Raw genomic sequence first — 16,652 nt, forward strand, 5'->3', positions numbered from 1 at the left:
CGCCGATGGCCAACAAGTCAGCCGAGCAACGCAACCGCGTCGAGACCGCACTCGACCGGGTCCGCCACCAGATCGGGCTGGTACTGGGCGCGGCGGCCGGAGCCCGTCAAGCGGCCGAAGCCGACCTGGCCAAACTCGAGCTGGAGCGCGACATCGTCCGCGTCGGCATGAACCACGCCAGCACCGAGCAGCAGAACGACTGGTCCCGCCACCCCGCCGCGCACGAGGTCTTCGGCGCGCTCGGCGCGATCCGCGGCACCCACTACACGGACTGGAGCCAAGGCCCCGCGACCCTGCGCGAAGTGGTGGCGCAGAACGCACCCGGCCCGGCCGGGCTGCCGGCGGGCGAGTGGCTCGGCCGCGTCGGCCACAACGCCGGCATCACCGCGCCCGGGCTGTGGCGCGTCGGTTCCGCCACGGCCGCCGGCGGTGACCCCACCCGCGCGTTCGACGTCGCCGTCCCGCTGCTCGACGAGTCGCACCTGGCGATCACGTCGGCGCCCAAGACCCGGCCCACGATCGACGGCATCGTCCAGAACCTGCTGATCCGCGTGCTTTCGACGTTCGAACCCGGCGCGGTGCGCGTGCACCTGTGGGACATCGGGCAGCTGACCGCGATCCTGCCGGACCTCTACCCGCTGAGCCGCACCAGTGCGCTCTCGCTGTACGACCCGGGCCGGCTGGAGGACCTCCTCGACGAGCTGGCCGGGCACATCCGCCGCATCCACGCCACCGGCATGCAGGCGGGCCACACGTCGTTGCGGGAACTGCGGAAGGCGCAGCAGCAACGGATCGAGCCGTTCCGCATCGCCGTGCTCTACGGCAACGGCGAAACGCTCGAACCGGAACGCGCGCGCGACCTCAAGCGCGTCGCGAGCGGGGCGCTGGCCGCGGGGATCTGCCTGATCATGATCGACGTGCCGACGGTGGTCAGCGCGTCGGTCGAGACGCTGAGCCTGACCGACGACCGGCACGCGATCAGCAGCATGACCGGCACCGACCTGCTCGTCGACCTCGATCCGCCGATGCCGTCCGGCCAGGTCATCCGCGCGGCGGGCAAGATCGCGGACGCGCTGATCGCCAAACAGGGCGGGCCGCGGTCGTTCGACGACCTGCTCCCGCCCGAGCTCGGGCACCACAGCTCCGCGCGCGAGCTCCGGGCCCCGGTGGGGTTCTTCGAGGGCGAACCGGTCGAGGTCGTGATCGGCGACGCGAGCCCGCACGCGCTGATCGGCGGGCCGTCCGGGTCCGGCAAGACGAACTTCCTGTACGCGCTGCTCGGCAGCCTTTCGGCGCGCTACACCCCGGACGAGCTGGCGCTGTACCTGCTGGACTTCAAGGAAGGCGTCTCGTTCGCCGGGCTGGCGCCGGGACGCAAGGACGCGAGCTGGCTGCCGCACGCGCGGCTCGTCGGCGTCAACGTCAACACCGACCGCGAGTTCGGCCTGGCGCTGCTGCGCTTCCTCACCGACGAGCTGCGAAGGCGGTCGTCGGCGGCTAAGGAGCACGAAGTCACCAACCTCGCCGACCTGCGCGAAGCCGACCCCGGCGGGCACTGGCCGCGGATCGTCGCGGTGATCGACGAGTTCCAGTACCTGTTCGCCGGGCGCGACCAGGTCACCGCGACGGCGACGCAGCTGCTCGAGGACATCGCCCGCCGCGGCCGGTCGCAGGGCATCCACATGGTGCTGGCCAGCCAGGACGTCGCCGGTATCGAGGCGTTCTGGGGCAAGCCGGCGGTGTTCGAGCAGTGCACGCTGCGGATCGCGATGCCGAAGGCGCGCCGCGTGCTGGCCGAGACGAACAACGCGGCGGTGTCGGCGCCGAAGTGGCACGCGGTGATCAACCACGACTCCGGCATCGCGCACGGCAACCAGCTGTCCCACGTGCCGGACGCGAGCAGCAAGAACGTGTTCGTCCGGCTGCAGCACCGGTTGTGGGAGGAGTACCAGGGCCGGTTCCCGCGCCCGCGCTTGTTCGACGGAGCGCATTCGCCGGTGCTGGAACGGTTCCCGGCGTTCCTCGACCTCAAGCCGACGTCCAAGCCGCGGGCGCTGCTGGGCCAGTCGATCGACGTCACCGAGGCGGCGTGCGGCGTCGAGCTGCCCCGGGCGCCGGGCCGCAACGTCGCGGTGCTCGGGTCCGCCACCGCCGAGGCGCTGTCCATCATGGACTCCGCGGCGCGGTCGCTGTCCCGGCAGTACGAAGCCGGCGAAGTCGAGTTCATCTTGAGCTGCCCGATCGAAGCGTGCGCCTCGGCCGCACTGGAGCTGACCGAGCACCTGCGCGTCGACGGCCACGCGGCGACCCTCGTCGACGACCTCACGGGCGTGCTCGAGTCGATGACGGGCTCGATGACCGGCGGTGCGAAGATCATGCTGCTGTACGGCGTCGACGCGGCCCTGCCGACGCTCGAGGCGAAGGCGGTCGGGCAGCTGAAGAGCGGCCTCGACCACCTGCGCGTGATCCTGAAACAAGGACCGAGCCACGGCATCCACACGATCGGCTGGTGGCGCAGCATCGCCCGGCTCAAGGACACGCTGGGGTTCGCCGGCACCGACGACATCGGCGCGTGGGCGGCCCTGGACGTCCAGGGCAACGAGCTCGCGCCGTTCGCCGCGGGGCAGGTGGTGCACTGGTCGCCGCGCCCGGGCCGGGCGTTGTTCTTCGACCGCACCACGCACGGCGCCCCCGAAGTGATCATCCCGTTCCAGCGTCCGGAGAACGCGCAATGACCGACGACGGCGCCACCGCGGCCATGCGGTACAAGGAAATCATCGCCCTGTCCCGTGGCTCGGCGGACAACCTCCGCGCCTGGGAGCTCCAGCGCGCGGAGTCGATCGAGGCGGAGATCGAGGAAGCGTCGAACGCGATCGCCGTCGCGACCGAACGCGAGGAACGCGCGGCCGAGCGCGCGACGCGCTGGTGGAAGATGGCGCTGCACAACATCCAGGGCCTCACGTGGCTCCCCCCGGGCGACCACCCCCGCCCGGTCCCGACGGCTCGCGCGGCCTACCTCGAGCGGTACCTCGAGGAGGTCAAGCCGAGCTACCAGGAACTCGTGCAGGCGGTCCTGAGCCTGGGCTGGCGGGCCAAGCGCGCGGCGGCGAAGCGGGGCGAGCAGCCACCGCCGGCCTAGCCGTTCCAGCCGGTCCAGCCGGTCTCAGACGTCGTAGACGGTGTCGTAGGGCTCGTCTTCCTCCGGAACCTGCCTGCGCGGCCGCACCACCGGCTGTTGTTGCCGTTCCGGCGGACTCGCGAGCCGGCCACCGGCGGCAACGGCTTCCCGGACAGCGGCGGTGATGGTCCGGCCGAGACTGACGGCGTCGCACCGCATGGCCTCGGGCGCCAGCCGCACCTCACTGACGACCCCGCCGGGCCCGGCGAGCACGGTGACGCTCCGATCCGCCGAGACGACGGTCGTGTGTCCGCTCCCCGCGATCCCCGCGAGCAGCCGCCGGTTCTCGGCCTTGCGGTCCTCGATCTGCTTGAGCTGCCAGCGCATCTCATCGATCAGCTGCGGATTGTTCATGGTCTCCCCGGATACCGCACGAATTCGTAGTACTTGGCGAACCGGTGCTCGATCAGCGCGTAGCCGCGGCCGTGCGCGACTCGGCGGAGATCCTCCCGCGTCAGGCCGATCTCCATCATCCGGACGCACACCTGATACCGACCATCGAGCTGCGCGGCCAGGAGCATCATCTGCTCGTCCCGGGGCTTCCTGGACCGCGCGATCCGGATGATGGTCATCGCCAGGGCGCCGGCCGCGAGGCCGCCGAGCACGATGAAACCGAGCACGTACGCCAGCGGGAACGATGAGGCGTCCGCCGCCGACGTCCAGGCCGTCACGCGTTCTCCTGGCTGCGCAAGCTCCAAGCCACCCTGGCTGTCGCCTCGGCGACCGCCGGCCAGGCGTCCTCCGACGCTGTGGCGACCGAGAGCACCACCACGGACCGGCCGTCCGGCAGCGGAATCTGGTACTCGGCCTTGATCTGCGCGCGTACGTCCCCCGCCGGCAGGTGGAACTCGCCGCCGCTGATCGCGACGACAGCCGGGCCGATCGGCAACCGCACCGGGTGGACGACCGCGCGGGGGTGACTGCTCCGGTACTGCTCGGCCATCGCCGCGACGACGGCGTCCGGGTTGGCGGGCGCGGTTTCGGGCCACTGCACCACGCCCAGCGTCAGGGTCGCGACGTCCGGCTGCCGCGGGCCGACCGCGAACTTGCCGAACACGCGGATACCGTTGGCCTGCATGGCCGGCACCAGCGCCATCAGGTAGCTGCCGAACTCTTCGACGCTCGTACCCGCTCCGGCCGCCAGGTTCCCGGCGACGGTCCAGGCGTGCCCGCGGTTCAGCTTGTCGTCCCCGCCCACCGGCATCCCGGCGAACCCGGGCGGCAGGTCGATCTGCAGCGGCATCAGTTCCACACCTCGTCTTCCGCCCGCTCGCGACGACGATCGGGCGCGTTGTCGGCTCGGGTGCCGGCTTCCGCCGCGTGCGTGTAGGCGCTCACCCCCGGCGAAACGACCGCGGCCCAGTCGTCGGCGTCCTTCGGCAGCCAATAGCTCTTGAAGTCGCTGATCGGCCCTTCGAAGCTCCCACCGAGCGCCTGGCTCGAGGCGTCGATCTGGAACTGAGCCCCGAACGCGCCGTAGCCGAGGCCTTTCATCACGCCCTCGACGCCCGGTGGCGCGAAGGTGCCGATCAAGGACGTCCCGGCACCGATCCCGTCGAAGAGCAGGGTCTCCGTGGCGACATCGGCGCCCGCTGCCGCCGCGGTGGCGTGGCCGGCCAGCGCGGCGACCCCCATCCCGGTCGCGACCCCGCCGACCACCACGTTGACCGGTGGCGGGAGGAACTCGCCGACGAACCCGAGAACGTTGCCGATGTCCCCCGTCACGTCGGAGCACTTCGAGATCACCTCGGCGTGGTCCTGGACGAAGTTCCACACCTCGTCCACCGAGTCGGCCAGGGTGCTCGACAGGTCGGCCAGCGCCCCGCCCACCGCGTCGGACAGCTCGTCCAGCAGGTCCGGCTCGTCAGGGGCCAGTTCCTTCGCCTTGCGCAGCAGTTCGGCGACCCGGCCCGCGGCGTCGGTGTGCTCGGTCAGCAGTTGCTTCGCCGCGTCCTGGACGTTCTGGCAGCCGTCGATCGCGGTCTCGAGCTGCTCACCCGCGTTGTCCAGCAGGCGCTGGGCGATCTGCAGGGACGGCTGGTCCGGGAACGTCCGGTTCGCCAGCGCGAGGTCCGGGTTCGCCCGCGCCTGCTCGGCCGCACGGGCGGCCGCCTCCGCACGGGCTTCCAGGTCCGCCGCGCGCTTCTGCAGGTCGCCGAGGTCGTGGGACCACGCGTCCAGCGCGTCGGCGGCCTGGCCCATCGACTTGGCGGCGCCGTCGAGGTAGTCGGGCAGCGGGCCTACGCGCCGTGTGAAGGCTTCGCTCGCCTCACCCTGCCAGACGCCCTGCTTGGTGACGATCTCGCGCAGCGAGACGTTCGCCTCCGCCAGATCACGGCTCACCACGCGGTACTTGCCGGCCAGGTCGGCGACGCCGTCGAGATCACCGGGCGCCGGGTCGAAGCCCAGCGCCGGGAAGTCGCGCGCGCTCATCGGCCGAGGCCGTTCAGGAGATCGGTGATGCCACCGGTCGCACCTCCACCGACCGGCCGCTCGTCCGCCGCCGCACGCTCGGCCAGGTCGTCGATCCCGGCCACGCCACCCGTGTAACCACCACCGACCGACCGCTCACCCCGGTCCGCCAGCTCACCCACGCCCGGCATCCCGCCCGTGATCCCGCCGCCCACCGGGCCATCACCCGAACCGAACACGTCAGACCCGAACTTCCCCAGCTCCCCACCGAACTGGGCCTCGATCTGCTCGTACTTCCCCTTCGCCTGCTTCAGCCGCTCCGTGATCCCGACAGCCGCGTCGCCGAGCCGCTCGATCCCGTACCCCCACGCCTCCTCGAACTCCGCTCCCGCCCGGCCCAGCTCGGCATTGCCGAGCGAGCCGAACACCCCGCCGCCGCCGAGTTTCCGGTTCGCGTCGGCCATCCGGTCCGCCGCCGTATCCAGGTCGGCGATGAGCTTGCCCAGCTCGTCGACCTTCACCGCGTATCCGTCCACGCCACCCTCCCTGTGGTCCCGTCGCCCAGTAAGACGACCGAACACGCAGAGCGGTTTCGAAGTCACTCGATGTCACTCGAAGGTGTGGGCACGAAGAAGGCCGCCACCGGGCAACACCCGATGACGGCCTTCCGAACGAAACCTACGGCTGCGGGAAGTACTTCCCGAGCACCTGCTCCAGGTAGTCGAGCAGGTCGTACAGCGCGTCCTGGATCGCGTTGCCGGTGCTCGGCCGGAACCGGATCACCTGCGGGTCGTGGTCACTGGCCTGGTCCGCGAACTCCGCGTTGATGTGGACGACGTCGTAGTCCACCCCGCGCGGCGCCTTCGACGCCAGGATGTGGTCCAGCACCTGCGACTGGCCCTCGAAGACGTAGCTGTAGCGCTCCGCCTCCGGCACCGTCGCGATCAGGTCCTTCAGCGCGCCACCGGCGGTGAGCGTCTGGACGGCCGGCGAGAACGGGTAGTCGTTCAGGTCGCCCGCGACCACGATGTTGGCGTTCTTGTCGGCCGCCAGCAGGGAGTCGACGAACCCGCGCAGCACCGTCGCCTGCTTGGCCCGCTGCACCTCGGAACTGCGCACCGGCGGCTGGTTGCGGCCGTGCGTCGGCTGGTCGCCGCCCTTCGAGTTGAAGTGGTTGGCGATGACGAACACCGTGCGGCCCTGGAAGACGAACTCGCCGGCCAGCGGCTTGCGGCTGGCCGTCCAGGCCTCGTTGGCCGGGTCGACGCGCCCCGGGGACGCCGACAGGTGCGCCTTGCCGTGGTCCTTCGTCACGCTGACCGGCGTGGTCGACGTGCCACCCGGGCGGTCCACAAAGGACACCCGAGCCGGGTTGAACAGGAACGCCACGCGGATGTTGCCGCCCGGCTGGCCGCCGTCCTGGTCGTTCACCGGGTCGATCGAGCGCCACTGGTAGCGCGGGCCACCCTTGGCGACGATGGCGTCGGTGAACTTCTGCAGCGTCTGGTCCGCGACGACGACGCCGTCGTCGGTCGCGCCCGTGTTGTCCTGGATCTCTTCCAGGTTCACGATGTCCGGCGTCGCCAGGTGGGTCACGATCGCCTCGCCGAGGCGGTCGTACTTCGCCTGCGGGTCGCTGGGCGCCAGGTTCTCGACGTTGTAGGTGGCCACGGCCAGCTCGCCGGTGCGCTGCTTGCGCGTGGTCTCGGCCTGCAGCCCGTTGTCCTTGTCGGCGCCGAGCACGCTGGCGAACAGCGTGTAGCCACCGAAGGTGCTGTACTCGACCGGGCCGGACGTGACGCCGGTCAGCGCGTCACCGACGTTGAGCTTCGGGAACGGCCGCTGGTCGAACGAGATCAGCGACTGCACCTTGAGGACGCCGCTGTTGAGCTTGTCGTAGCCCAGGTAGACGCTGCCGCCGCGGACGGAGCGGTGCTGGTCCGGCTTGGTCGTCACGTACAGCTCGTTGAACGAGTTCGACGGGCCGACGACGCGGGCGTCGCTGACGCTCACGACCTCGCTCTCGTGCGCCTCCCAGAAGTCCAGCGCGTACTTCGCCGGCTCCAGGGGCAGCGCCTCGATGTTGCCGCCGGGCGACGGCGCGTACGTCTCCGGCACCGTCGTGGGGCTCAGGACGGTCGGCGCGGGCAGCGCGTTGTCGTGCGAGTCGACCGTCCACTGCGCCGTGCCCAGCTCGGTGAGCGACTGGTAGACCGACGTCGACGGGGTGTCCGGGTAGAACTCGCGGACGGTGCCGGTCGCGGTCACGGCGTCGCCGACCGCGACGGCCGGGCTGGTCGAGCCGGTGAACACGAACAGGCCCTCGCTGGTGCGCGGGTCGTTGTCCGGGGCCGGGTCGGTGAGCCAGAAGCCGCGGGACGAGCCGAAGGTCCGCGTCGCGGTGACGACGCCGGTCACGCCGCTGACCTTCTGGTCCTTCAGCGGGGAAAGCCGCGTGGTGCCCTGGATGTCGTGGATCTTCGCCGGGGTCCCCGGCTCGCCGGGCCCGGTGCCGCCGCCGGTCGTCTCGCCCGCGGCGTTGGTCGGCGTCGGGTCGCCGACGGTGAAGTCCGCGGCGTTGTCGTCGGTGTCGGCCAGGGTCGTGCCGCGCGCGACGGACGTCGCGTTGGCCGGCGCCGCCGTCGGGTTGCCCTCGCGCACGGTGGCGGCGCCGAACCCGACGAGGTCCTTGACCCGGGTGTCGGCCGCGCAGTCCGCGACGGTCTTGCAGGTCAGCGCGGTGGTCCCGGAGACGAGGGCGATCGTGCCCGCGGTCGCCGACATCGCGATCGCGCCGGTCGCGTCCGGTGCGGGCAGCGCGACGGTGCCCCCGGCCCCCTTGCCCTCGGCCACCAGGTAGCGCCCGCTCGGCGCGACGCTGCCGGCCAGCTGCGTCACCTGCCAGGTGCTCGACGCGCTCGGCGAACCGGGCAGGTACTGGACGCTGAAGCCAACCAAGCTCGCGGCCGCAGTACCGTGGTTAGCGAGTTCGACGAAGTCGTTGGTCAGCGTGGCGCCGGAGTTGCCGCCACCGCCGTAGACCTCGGCGATGACCGCGTCGGCGCTGGGCGTCGCGAGCGCGGCCGGTGCGGCCACCCCGCCGAGCACCAGGCCCGACGCGACGGCCACCGTCAGCGCGGCCTTGGATCTGTGGGTCTTGGTCACCCTGAGTCCCCTTTGTGCTTGAACAGTCGTGGCATAGTCCCCCGAACAGATGAGGAGCAGGAAGACAAAGATGCAACGATTCGTAACAACTACTTTCGTCGTCACTCGATCGGCAGAGCAGGCTTCGTGATCACGTTGGTACTTGGCGGAGACGTCAACGTTCAGGGCCGTGCGACACCGTCGAAGGCCTTCGAACACCTGCATCCCCTGCTCCAGGGCGCCGACATCCGGTTCGTGAACCTCGAAGGACCGCTCTCGGGCACCGCCGGGAACTCCGGCGGCGCGGACATCCCGCACAAACCGAACTGGCGCCATTCCGCGCAGCAGATGGTCGAGGCGTTGACGGCCGCCGACGTCGACGTCGTCTCGTGCGCGAACGACGTCACCTACCCGCCGGCCGCCGCGATGACGAGCCTCGCCGTGCTCGACGAAGCCGGGATCGCGCACTGCGGCGCCGGCACGGGCCTCGCCGCCGCGCACGCGCCCGCCGTGCTCGAACGCGCCGGGCAGAAGGTCGCCTTCCTCGCGTACACGTCGCTCTGCTGGCCGTTCGGCCAGGCGGCGCAGGTGACGGCTCCGGGCGTCGCGCAAGCGCTTGCGACCACGTCCTACCAGCCGGACCCGCGCGTCGCCGACGTCCCGGGACTGCCGCCGCTGGTGCGCACGGCGCCGGTGCCCGAACACCTGGAGCGGCTCGCCGCCGACGTGCGCCGGGCGAAGGCGGCCAACGACCACGTCGTCGTCTCGATGCACTGGGGCCTGCCCGGCGCGGACCTCGCGGAGTACCAGGTGACCTACGGCCGGGCGGCGATCGACGCCTGCGCCGACCTGGTCGCCGGGCACGGCCCGCACACGATCCAGGCCGTCGAGGTGTACCGCGGCCGAGCGATCCTCTACAGCCTCGGCAACCTCGTGTTCGACTGGCCCGCGATGCGCGGCCGGCACCTCGACGGGCTGCTGGCCGGCTGCATCTTCGGCGACGAGCCCCGGCTCGAGCTCATCCCGGTGCGGCGCAACGCCGCCAACGAGTGCGAACCGCTCGCGGGCGAGGAAGCGGACCGGGTGCTGCGCTACGTCACGGACGTCTCCGCGCAGCGCGCCACCGCGGTGACCGTGCGGGACGGGATCGCGTCGGTGGCGGGCTTAGGCGTTGGGGCGTAACGGATCGCGCGCGAGGAGTTACAGCTCGCGTTACGCCTGTCACCCATCCGGCGCATCTGCCTTAAATGCAGGTCAAGGACCGGAGTCACCGCTGTGAAGCGGAGGTACGGTCTGCGAGAGCCGCCGAAAAGTGGCGTAGACCACTTCCTGGAGGCACAAGAGTCAGCGCGACACGGGGGGAGGGAGAATGATCATGTGGGGGCTGATCGTTCTCAGCTGCGTGTTCGTGCTGGTACTGGGGACAGCCGCGGTCGTGGACCTTCGGGCCCACGATCGCGGCAGTACCCGGGTCAGCGGACGGCGGACCTCGCCCGATAACGGCCGATGAGCGTCCGCGCGCCGGCCAGCGCGACCCGCCCGGCGCCCTTCGCGCTCGCTGCGAGCACCGTCGTCCAGTCGAAGTAGTCGCGCCACAGCACGATCCGGCCGCCTTCGACCTCGAACGTGCCGCACACCCAGAACTCCGCTTCCCACGCGCCGCGGCGCAGGACGTCGGTGCGTTCGGTGAGGACGATGTTGCCGTCCGCGGCGATGTGGTGCGTGCGCGCTTCGAAACCGGAACCGAACCGGGCCATCAGCCGCAACTGCTTCTCGACCGCGGCGACGCCGCGAGCGGGCGGCAACGGCACGTTCTGGTACACGATGTCGCTCGCCGCGAACGTCAGCGCGCGGTCGATGTCGAGGTCTTCGAGAGCCTTGAGGAAACCGGTCACCACTGCCTGGGGGTCTTCGGTCATGCCCTCAGGCTAAGGCTCAGAACGGCCGGTCGCCCGCGATGGCGACGCGCTCCGCGATCCGGACGTGCGGGTGGTAGTCGTTCACGGCGTAGTGCTGCGTCGCGCGGTTGTCCCAGAAGGCCACCGAGTCCGGCCGCCAGCTGAAGCGCACCTGGAACTCGGGCGTGTGGGCCTGCAGGAACAGGTACCGCAGCAGCCGGTCGCTCTCGGCCCGGTCGAGGCCGACGACGTGCGTCGTGAACGCCTGGTTGACGAACAGGGTGCGCCGCCCGGTCTCCGGGTGCGTGCGGACCACCGGGTGCTCGACCGGCGGGAACCGCTCCTGCCACTGCGCGAGCAACGCCGGATCGGCGAACCGGTCGAAGCCGGGGAGGTAGTCGTGCACCGCGGTCAGCCCGTCGATGCGGGCGCGGACGTCTTCGGGCAGGTTGTCGTAGGCAGCGGCCATGTCGGCCCACATCGTGTCGCCACCGACCGGCGGCACCTCGATCAGCCGCAGCACCGACCCGAGCGCCGGGTTGGGCCGCCAGGTGACGTCGGTGTGCCAGATGTTCTCGAAGCCGGGCATGGACGCGGTGCGCTCGAAGCGCGTGACCTCGTCGTTCTCGCCCCGCGGGATGAACGGGTTGGTCTCCAGCTCGCCCCAGTTCGAGGCGAACGCGCGCTGCTGCGCCGGCGTGATCCGCTGGTCGCGGAAGAAAACAACCTTCCACTCGAGCAGGGCGCGGTTGAGCTCGGCCCGCAGTTCGGGCGTGACGGGCCGGGCGAGGTCGACGCCGTCGATCTCGGCGCCGATCACCCGGCCGAGCGGGCGGATCCGGAACAGTTCGTACGGTTCGCCCGGGTTGTCGCGGAGGGCGCGCGGGCCCTCGACGATGCCGTCCGTGGGCGTCACGGCCTCACGCAGCTGAATCCGGGCAGGCAGGTCTACGGACATGACTGTGCTCCAAGGGTTTTCGGGAGAATTCGGACGCCGGGCTCGCGTCAGGCAGGGGGCGAGCCCAGGCGGCCGCGGCGCAGGAGCAGCTCCACGGTGCCTTCCCCGATCGACCGCTTGGAGGCGCGGTCGTGCCACCGGATTGGCGTGCTTTCCGAGGTGGCGGGCATGCGCCCATGGTCAACCTAGTCCCGCCCTGCGGTCAAGACGTCCACTTGGTGGAACACTCCCAACGCCGCAGGTCACCGCGATGCGGGTCACGCGGGCCGATGAGGCAAGATCTTCCCCGATCGAGTGAGCGCCCTTGACGACGGAGGTCTCCCCATGCCGAAAGGCAGAGGCTCGCGGATCGACAGTGGTGCCCCGGAGCTTCGCGCTGGGGGCTCCGTTGCCCGGAACCCCCTCTCGGAGCTTCGCGCCGGGGGCTCCGCCACCCGGAAGAAGCCCGACCGGCTGCGCCGGGCGGCCGACCAGCTGGACCAGGCCGCGGCCGCCGACGACAAGGCCGCCGGCCGGTTCGCCGAGGCCCGCGTCGACTCGACGCCGTTCGGCATCTCGGCCCAGGCCCGCGAGCTCGCGGCGCGCTGGTCGGCCGCGCTCGCCGCGCGCGAAGCGGACGCGCGCGTCCTCGGCGACGCGACGTCGGACCTGGCCGGCCGGCTGCGCATGGCCGCCGGGACCACGAGCGGCTCGGGCTTCCGGAGGCGGATCGCGGTGGCACCGTGACGCTCGAGCTGTTCGAACACCCGGCACTGACCTCGGCCGCGACCCGGCTGGCCACGCTCCGGGCGGCGGCCGGCCGGATCGGCGCGGCCGACCCGGTCGCGGCCCTGCGCCACGTCGACTGTTCCCCCGCGGCGATCCGCGCGTCCGCCACGGAGGTGGACGCGGGTTCATCGGTGGTGACGTCGGCGTCCGCGGAGTTCCGCACCGGCGTCGACCTGGCGGAAACCGGCGGCAGCGCGGAAACGTTCGCGACCTGGGCGGACACAGTGGACGGTCAGTACGCGGAGGCCGCCCGCGCGGCGGCCACGACGGCGGCGCTGGGCCTCCGGATCGCGTCGGAACTGGACGCCTTGGCCCGGTCGACGTCGGCCGAGGTCACCGCGATCGCCGACGCGGCCGAGGCAGCGGCGTCAGCGGTCCTGTCGGACGACCGGTCGGCCGAGGTGGTGAGCACAGTCAGCCGCGCGTGCGCGTCGGTGGTCCGGACGGTCCAGGAGAAGGCGTCATCGCTGACTTCCCTTGCCGCGGAACTGGAACCGCTGACGAACCCCGCGGTCGACCTCAGCTGAAGTGCTCCCGAGCCCAGTCGTCGAAGGGCCGCGCGGGATGCCCGGTGACCCGAGCGACGTCCAGCGAGACGGGCTCCGGTTCCGTAACGAGCGACGCCCAGTATCCCAAGGCAGTGGTAACGAATTCCGCACCCATCTGTTGACTCAGTTGAGTTTTCGCTTCCGCGACCGGCTGTTCTTCCCACACGGCCGGCTTTCCCATCGCATCCCCGATGAGTTTCACCTGCTCGGCTTGGGTGAGCGCTTCCGGTCCGGTGACGAGGTAGGTCTGCTTGGCGTGGTCGCCGGTTATCGCCTTGACCGCCATGTCGGCAACATCGCGCTCGTGAACGAGCGACCTCCGGGCTTGCCCATAGGGTCCCCGAACGACGCCGGTCGCAGCTTGATCCGACCAGCCGAGGGCATTGGTGGCGAGGCCGGTGACCCTCAGAAAGGTCCAGTCGTCGGTGATCCGTTGGACGGCTTTCTCGACGTCGCCCCAGACACCGCCGTGCTCCGCACTCATCGCGGAAAGATAGACGACCTTCTTACCCTCCAACGGTTTCAGGGCCTTCTCGATGCCTTCGGAGTCAAAGGAAGGCCAGAGCAGATAGACAGCGTCAACGCCTTCGGCGGCTTCGGTGAGATCGGCGATGTCCCCCTGAACGACCTCGACGTCCGCCGGGGCCTTCGCCGCGTCGCGCACCAAAACGCGCACGTCGGCCCCGGCTTCCAACAGGCCACTGACGACATGACGTCCGGTGTGGCCCGTGGCCCCGGTGACGAGAACGGTCATGGTGTGCTCCCTCGTGATCGGCTACCCACCACGGTCACACTTCAAGAGCCCTTCAAGTCAAGAACCGGTGCGAAAGCTTTCGACAGCGGCCGAAATGACGTCAGCCGGTGCGAAGTGGGCGGACAAGTCCATCGCCTCGGCCGTAGCGACGATCCGCGTCAACCGCTCGGCTTCCTCGGCGTTCCGCGTCCAGTGGTCCGCAGGAAGGTCAAGGACGGCGACCAGCAGATCGCCGGGGTAGAAATCGCCCTCGGCGAGCGGATCGCGTTCCAGCGTGGCCAAGGCGAACGGAACCAGCGCGTCGACACCTACTCGCTGTCCAAGCAGGACACGAAGCTCCTCGGCAGTCAGCTGACCGACCGGCTTTCGGCGAAGCTCGTGCACGGTCTTGACCAACCGCGAAGCGTCGGACGGCGCGTCGCCCCAGGTGTGCCCTTCGAGCTGCTCCAACGTCAGGGTCTCGTTGTTCGCCATCAAGTGATTCCTCTTCGTGGTCCCGACTCCGGCAGGAGGATCACCCTCGCGGCACCCATTGTTCGCTGTGATCCAAAAGTTTACTCGCCTCGGACAACTCACCTTCGAGAGCCGGACGGTCCGCCGGCGACAACCGCGAGTCGGCGAGCATCCGTTTGAGTTTGTTGACCTGGTTGACCAAGCCGTTCTGCGCTTCGCGAACCTCTTTGACGTGGTCCCACGGCGTCCCGTCACCCTTGCGGGCTACCACCTCGCCATCGAGCTCACGCCGGGCCGCGTCGAGGTCCCGTTCCGTCAGGTGTTCCTTCAACCGGTCGGTCTTGGTCGGCTGCTGGGGATTCGCCCGGGGCTTCACGACCTCGACGTGGTCTTCCCCCGCGGCGTCCCGGGCCAAATCACCGGCGGCGGACGCCATCATCGTGCCGCCGACGGCGATCCCCGCGGCGGAGACGACGTTGGCGGGCACGCCGACGATCGCTCCGACACCGGTGGCGTCGAGCACCAACCCGCCGACTTCACCCGCCGAGCTGATCGAGGTCAGGGCCGCACCGGCCACCATGGTCGCGGTGTCGACCGGGTGGTTGAGCATGGCGTTGCCGAAGGAGGCCAAGCCGTTGAGGAGGTGACCGCCGAAGTCGGCGGCGAAGTTCCCGACGTCGTCCAGCCAGCCGGACTGCTGCGGCGCGGCGTCCGCCTCGCTGTCGAGCAGGCCCGCGATGGAGTCGCCCGCCTCGGTCAGTTGCGCCCGCGCCCCGTCGAGAAGGTCACGGGCAGCCTGGCGCGCCGGCTCACCGGCATCGGTGAAGGGCGGCGGCTCCTGACCATGGGCGGCCGCGTCGGCTGCCGCGGCATCGTGCGCTGTCTTGGCTTGCTCGGTCGCGGCTTGCCCCTTGTCCCACAGGGCAACGGCCTGGACGGCTTGCCCTTGAGCCCAGCGCAAGGTGGTGGCGTAGTCCTCCAGCAGCGAAGCACCGCGGTGAAGCGCGTCCGCGGCGTCGTACCACTTGTTGGGTTCGTAGCTGAACTTGTCGTGAAAGGCGTGAGCCGCCGGCCCTTCCCAGGACCCGGTGTCGATCGCACGCAGACCCTCCGCGGCCTGCTCGGTTTCGTCACCGCGACCACGCAGTACGCGGATATTTTCTTCGATGGCTTCAGGATTTCCCGGAACGAGCGCTTTCGGGTCCGCGGACTCGCCGAGTTCAGCCACCGTCCACCGCCTGCTCCGCCGGATCGGCTTTGAGCGAACCGGCAGCAGCGGCGTCAACCGCCCGGTACGCGCCGGCCGCGCGCCCCAAGACGTCCGAGATGACCCCGGCATCGTCGGTCAACGTGTCGAGGCCGTCACTCCAGCGGACGCAGAAGTTCATCAAGGCGTCGTGCAGACCGCCGTGGCCATACAAGGCAGTGTCCCCACACAAGCCTCGGAGGGCGAAGCTCTCCTGATCGGACACGCTTCGCTGAATGCCTGACGCCGCTTCTTCCACCTTTTCGACGTCGACATGAAAACCTGGACCATCCACGGCGCCTCCCCAGGCCGTTCCGGTGGTGCCCTTCTCGCACTCGCTCCCGACAAGCGCGCTCCGCCACGGTACCTGCGCGCAGCGTCAACAAGGGTAAGGAAAACATTTCTCCCGCGAAAGCCGAAACCCCCGGTCGGCTGAGCCGACCGGGGGTCCGGGTGCGCGGTGGCGGTGGGATTTGAACCCACGGACGGGGATTAGCCGTCACACGATTTCGAGTCGTGCTCCTTCGGCCGCTCGGACACGCCACCGCCGAGAAATATACCGGAGGGCCTTCCCCGGCCTCACATGGGGTCAGCGGGGCGGCCGGGGCGACGTCGGGTCTGGACGTCGCGGATCACGCCTCGTGCCTTGTCTCGCAGGTCATGAGCCACTTCGCGGACCTGGGCCGTCCTTCGCTGGGCTCGACCCGAAGCCTTGAGACGATCGTTGCCGGTCACGTCTCCGAGCTTCTCGCGAGCGCCGCCGACTGCCTGCTGGACCTTGTCCTTCATCGTCACGACGTTCCTCCTTCGACGGGGACCTCACCAAGGGGGTACCCAGAGGAGAACTCAGCGACGCGTCGCGAAGTACGTCTCCAGCAGGGACGCGCACTCCGCGACGAGCACCCCGCCGTGGACTTCCGGGCGGTGGTTCAGCCGACGATCGCGGACGACGTCCCACAGGGACCCCACCGCGCCCGTCTTGGGCTCCCACGCGCCGAACACCAGCCGCGAGATCCGCGCCAGCACCAGCGCGCCCGCGCACATCGTGCACGGCTCCAGCGTCACCGCCAGCGTGCAGCCCTCGAGGCGCCAGCCGTCGCCCACCACCTTGGCGGCCGCGCGCAGCGCCAGGACCTCCGCGTGCGCCGTCGGGTCACCCAGCTCCGTGCGCGCGTTGCGCGCCGCGGCCAACGGGAGGCCTTCGGGGCTGAACACGACCGCGCCGATCGGGACGTCCGCACCGGGGGCGCGCGCGGCCTCCAGCGCCGCCTCCACGGCCTCGGTGTCGGACGG

At 70.5% G+C, this 16,652-nt stretch carries 19 protein-coding genes and 1 tRNA gene; 5 read left to right on the forward strand and 15 right to left on the reverse strand.

What is annotated here, in order from left to right:
* The first annotated feature begins 5 nt into the window (after window positions 1-5).
* Window positions 6-2,735 (forward strand): FtsK/SpoIIIE domain-containing protein, encoded by a 2,730-nt coding sequence (locus tag MUY22_RS09930; protein WP_247058980.1) that lies wholly within the window; start codon window positions 6-8, stop codon window positions 2,733-2,735.
* Window positions 2,732-3,139 (forward strand): hypothetical protein, encoded by a 408-nt coding sequence (locus tag MUY22_RS09935; protein ID WP_247058982.1) that lies wholly within the window; start codon window positions 2,732-2,734, stop codon window positions 3,137-3,139. Before MUY22_RS09930 ends, MUY22_RS09935 begins: the two co-directional genes overlap by 4 nt.
* A 24-nt stretch (window positions 3,140-3,163) precedes the next feature.
* Here MUY22_RS09935 and MUY22_RS09940 read toward each other — a convergent pair whose 3' ends face one another.
* From MUY22_RS09940 to MUY22_RS09965, 6 genes are all read right to left on the reverse strand, one after another.
* Window positions 3,164-3,532 carry a YbaB/EbfC family DNA-binding protein gene (locus tag MUY22_RS09940; RefSeq protein ID WP_247058984.1) on the reverse strand — a complete coding sequence of 123 codons (369 nt, stop codon included), beginning with the start codon at window positions 3,530-3,532 and terminating at the stop codon, window positions 3,164-3,166.
* Window positions 3,529-3,849, reverse strand: a complete 321-nt coding sequence (locus MUY22_RS09945) for a hypothetical protein (RefSeq protein WP_247058986.1) — start codon at window positions 3,847-3,849, stop codon at window positions 3,529-3,531. The genes MUY22_RS09940 and MUY22_RS09945 overlap by 4 nt, the downstream gene beginning before the upstream one ends.
* On the reverse strand, window positions 3,846-4,421 hold the full coding sequence (locus tag MUY22_RS09950; protein ID WP_247058988.1) for a hypothetical protein: 576 nt from the start codon (window positions 4,419-4,421) through the stop codon (window positions 3,846-3,848). The genes MUY22_RS09945 and MUY22_RS09950 overlap by 4 nt, the downstream gene beginning before the upstream one ends.
* Window positions 4,421-5,611: a putative T7SS-secreted protein gene (locus MUY22_RS09955; RefSeq protein WP_247058990.1), complete on the reverse strand. Its 1,191-nt coding sequence runs from the start codon at window positions 5,609-5,611 to the stop codon at window positions 4,421-4,423. The genes MUY22_RS09950 and MUY22_RS09955 overlap by 1 nt, the downstream gene beginning before the upstream one ends.
* Window positions 5,608-6,126, reverse strand: coding sequence for a hypothetical protein (locus MUY22_RS09960; RefSeq protein ID WP_247058992.1), 519 nt, complete (start codon window positions 6,124-6,126; stop codon window positions 5,608-5,610). Before MUY22_RS09960 ends, MUY22_RS09955 begins: the two co-directional genes overlap by 4 nt.
* Window positions 6,127-6,268: 142 nt before the next feature.
* Entirely contained in the window at window positions 6,269-8,755 is a 2,487-nt protein-coding gene (locus tag MUY22_RS09965; protein ID WP_247058995.1) for an endonuclease/exonuclease/phosphatase family protein, read from the reverse strand.
* Window positions 8,756-8,881: 126 nt separating this feature from the next.
* Here MUY22_RS09965 and MUY22_RS09970 point away from each other — a divergent pair, with 126 nt between their 5' ends.
* On the forward strand, window positions 8,882-9,916 hold the full coding sequence (locus MUY22_RS09970; RefSeq protein ID WP_247058997.1) for a CapA family protein: 1,035 nt from the start codon (window positions 8,882-8,884) through the stop codon (window positions 9,914-9,916).
* A 290-nt stretch (window positions 9,917-10,206) separates the two neighbouring features.
* Here the strand turns inward: MUY22_RS09970 and MUY22_RS09975 are convergent, their stop codons facing one another.
* Together MUY22_RS09975 and MUY22_RS09980 are read right to left on the reverse strand one after the other, a co-directional pair.
* Window positions 10,207-10,653, reverse strand: a complete 447-nt coding sequence (locus MUY22_RS09975) for a limonene-1,2-epoxide hydrolase family protein (RefSeq protein WP_247058999.1) — start codon at window positions 10,651-10,653, stop codon at window positions 10,207-10,209.
* Between the two features lie 16 nt (window positions 10,654-10,669).
* Window positions 10,670-11,590, reverse strand: coding sequence for a TauD/TfdA family dioxygenase (locus MUY22_RS09980; protein WP_247059001.1), 921 nt, complete (start codon window positions 11,588-11,590; stop codon window positions 10,670-10,672).
* A gap of 324 nt (window positions 11,591-11,914) precedes the next feature.
* On the opposite strand from MUY22_RS09980, the gene MUY22_RS09985 reads away from it, so the two are divergent.
* Entirely contained in the window at window positions 11,915-12,316 is a 402-nt protein-coding gene (locus MUY22_RS09985) for a hypothetical protein (protein WP_247059003.1), read from the forward strand.
* Complete coding sequence (locus tag MUY22_RS09990; RefSeq protein WP_247059005.1) at window positions 12,313-12,885, forward strand: hypothetical protein; 573 nt, start codon at window positions 12,313-12,315, stop codon at window positions 12,883-12,885. Before MUY22_RS09985 ends, MUY22_RS09990 begins: the two co-directional genes overlap by 4 nt.
* Here the strand turns inward: MUY22_RS09990 and MUY22_RS09995 are convergent.
* From MUY22_RS09995 to MUY22_RS10025, 7 genes are all read right to left on the reverse strand, one after another.
* Window positions 12,878-13,660, reverse strand: a complete 783-nt coding sequence (locus tag MUY22_RS09995) for an SDR family oxidoreductase (protein ID WP_247059007.1) — start codon at window positions 13,658-13,660, stop codon at window positions 12,878-12,880. The genes MUY22_RS09990 and MUY22_RS09995 overlap by 8 nt on opposite strands.
* A gap of 57 nt (window positions 13,661-13,717) precedes the next feature.
* The gene (locus tag MUY22_RS10000) at window positions 13,718-14,134 is read right to left on the reverse strand and encodes a contact-dependent growth inhibition system immunity protein (RefSeq protein WP_247059009.1); all 417 of its coding nucleotides are present in this window, start codon (window positions 14,132-14,134) and stop codon (window positions 13,718-13,720) included.
* Between the two features lie 40 nt (window positions 14,135-14,174).
* A complete protein-coding gene (locus tag MUY22_RS10005; RefSeq protein WP_247059010.1) occupies window positions 14,175-15,341 on the reverse strand; it encodes a putative T7SS-secreted protein in 1,167 nt (388 codons plus the stop codon).
* Window positions 15,334-15,654, reverse strand: a complete 321-nt coding sequence (locus MUY22_RS10010) for a hypothetical protein (protein WP_247059012.1) — start codon at window positions 15,652-15,654, stop codon at window positions 15,334-15,336. The genes MUY22_RS10005 and MUY22_RS10010 overlap by 8 nt, the downstream gene beginning before the upstream one ends.
* 163 nt (window positions 15,655-15,817) lie before the next feature.
* Window positions 15,818-15,905, reverse strand: a tRNA-Ser gene (locus MUY22_RS10015).
* Window positions 15,906-15,938: 33 nt separating this feature from the next.
* The gene (locus MUY22_RS10020) at window positions 15,939-16,148 is read right to left on the reverse strand and encodes a CsbD family protein (RefSeq protein WP_247063786.1); all 210 of its coding nucleotides are present in this window, start codon (window positions 16,146-16,148) and stop codon (window positions 15,939-15,941) included.
* Between the two features lie 57 nt (window positions 16,149-16,205).
* Window positions 16,206-16,634 (reverse strand): nucleoside deaminase, encoded by a 429-nt coding sequence (locus MUY22_RS10025; protein ID WP_247059014.1) that lies wholly within the window; start codon window positions 16,632-16,634, stop codon window positions 16,206-16,208.
* Window positions 16,635-16,652: the final 18 nt, after the last annotated feature.

It is taken from the genome of Amycolatopsis sp. WQ 127309, from assembly GCF_023023025.1.
In the GTDB taxonomy this organism is placed as follows: Bacteria; Actinomycetota; Actinomycetes; order Mycobacteriales; family Pseudonocardiaceae; genus Amycolatopsis.